This window comes from Helicobacter mesocricetorum (assembly GCF_900198605.1).
GTDB classification, from domain to species: Bacteria; Campylobacterota; Campylobacteria; order Campylobacterales; family Helicobacteraceae; genus Helicobacter_D; species Helicobacter_D mesocricetorum.
On record NZ_FZPJ01000003.1, the window covers coordinates 1 to 2224 of the forward strand.

The 2224-nt window shown below is 34.0% G+C and carries 2 protein-coding genes; both read right to left on the bottom strand.

All coding sequences use genetic code 11. The features are described 5' to 3' along the window. Positions 1 to 89: 89 nt before the first annotated feature. Positions 90 to 452 (bottom strand): diacylglycerol kinase, encoded by a 363-nt coding sequence (locus tag C6H18_RS00635; RefSeq protein WP_104721196.1) that lies wholly within the window; start codon positions 450 to 452, stop codon positions 90 to 92. 4 nt (positions 453 to 456) lie between these two features. Next, positions 457 to 2013 (bottom strand): phosphoethanolamine transferase, encoded by a 1557-nt coding sequence (locus tag C6H18_RS00640; RefSeq protein ID WP_104721197.1) that lies wholly within the window; start codon positions 2011 to 2013, stop codon positions 457 to 459. Positions 2014 to 2224: the final 211 nt, after the last annotated feature.

The window sequence follows — 2224 nt, forward strand, 5'->3', positions numbered from 1 at the left end:
CTTTAAGGTAGATGAAGAGTAGGTTGGGTTGCAATAGGTAGTTGGGATATTATCCTTAAAAACATCGCAATTATACTACACTTTCTAAGTTAAACCCTATCCCACATGGAGAATAAAATAACCCCCCATACCAATAAAGCTAATATCACACTAAAAAGCACAGCAGCACTCGCACAATCTTTAGCGATTTTTGCTAAAGGTGCGAAGTTAGGAGTGATTAAATCCACACAGGCTTCTATGCTAGAATTAACCGCTTCTAAAATAAGTATCAAAAAAAGCACCGCCAATAAAAACAAATGAGCAATTAAATCTATGGGTAAAAAAAAGCTTATAATCATAGCAGGAAGAATAATGGCTAATTCGATACGAAAAGCAGTCTCTCGCTTAAGCATTGCTAAAACCCCCTCAAAAGCAAAACGTGCATTAGCAAAAAAATGGTATTTGGGTTTCACAGCATTACCTTTGAAAATCTAAGCTTAAGAAATCATCAGAACTCTTATAAACTTCACTCTCTACTTCAAAATACCCAAGCAAAGTGCTAAAAATATTATCTTGAGATAGTGGCAAATTTTTGTGCGATTGTGCGATTTGCATAAGCTGTGGATTATTGCTAAAAAAGATAAAAGGGATATGAATCTGCTCTTTTGGAGCGATAAAATAAGGCATTCCGTGCAAATAAATCCCATTTTCACCCAAACTCTCTCCGTGATCTGACAGATAAACCAAACTTGTTTCATACCCCTCATATTCCTTTAGCATATCTATTAAAGATTTAATAATATAATCGGTATAAAGCAAGGTATTATCATAGGTATTTACAAGCTCTTCTTGTGTGCATTTTTGGAGTTCATTTGTATCGCAAGTAGGAAGGAATTTTTTAAAGGCATCGGGGTAACGTTGATAATAAGTAGGTCCGTGAGATCCTTGCAAATGCAAAATAATAAGATTTTGCTTATCAAGATTTTTAAGTTGCTCTGATAGCTCTGCTAATAGTGCTTCATCATAGGGCTTATTTAACATCTTTACCTTTTCTAAGTTTTTACAAACGCCTTGACACCCTCCAGAATTATTCCCTATCCACGCGACATTCACCCCAACTTTGTGCAAAATATCTAAAGCATTCTCCCGATAATAAGTAGATTTGGAAAAATTCTCCCTTTTATAATCAGAAAACATACAAGGAACGCTAATAGCTGTGGAAGTCCCGCAAGAATAAAAATTCTCAAAATATACAATGGATTCCCCTTTGGTATAGGCATTTGTATCATTTAAATGATAACCACCCAAAGAATAATTAGCAGCCCTTGCTGTCTCACCCACGACAAAGATCATTAATCGCTCTTTGTTATCTTGCTTTAAAGCCGCATCTTTAGCAATGATTTCAAACTCTTTAGCGGGTAAAGCCCCTTTAATGTATAAAACAGCAGAATAAATTTGTCTTAGAGGCGTTTCATAGATTCTTAAAAAATTATAATTCCGAAAAAATGGAATGAGTGTTTGACTATGCCAATAAAAAACCCCAAGTGCAAAAACCAAACCCGCAAAAGAAGTGAATAATGGGGCAAAAAAACGAGCTTTGAGGGTATTAGCACAAACGATACGAACTTTTAAGATAAACAAAGTAGGTAAAACCCCTAAAACCAACACAAATATCAATAAGCTAGGAGAGATTAAACTAAAGGTTTCTTGCGTATCTGTTTTTAGGATATTATCAATCATATCCTTATCGATAATTACACCATAAAAGAACATAAAATACGCGCTAAGACAAGCAATCCATACCAATACAATTAACAAAGGTTTATGTAAATGAAGAAGAAATAACAAAGAAATAAGACTAAAGGCTAAGGCAAAATAAATCACGAGTAAAGATATTTTTAAAAACAAAGGAGTGCCAATATCTAAATTCTGATAAATTTGGATAAAAAAATTAAAATTCATACAAGTAAAGAAAAAGGCGCCAAGAGTAACAAAATTCAACCAAGATAAAGTTAGTTTTTTATCATAAGCCATACAATCTCCTAAAAGTCTTAATAAATCTCGGATTATAGTGCATTATTACATCAAACAAGCTTAGACTTTGGGATAGTAAGCCCTATAAACAAATAAGGATTTTCCGATATTTTTCTCCAAGCTTCATATAGCGAGGGCTTCCCCAATGCGGTTTTAAGATTTTCCGATATTTTTATACACGCTTCATATTACGAGGGCTTCCCCAATGCGG

What these genes read in the sequence shown, in the direction of transcription:
- C6H18_RS00640 (WP_104721197.1), bottom strand. Translation starts at nt 2,013, where the DNA reads ATGGCTTATGATAAAAAACTAACTTTATCTTGGTTGAATTTTGTTACT.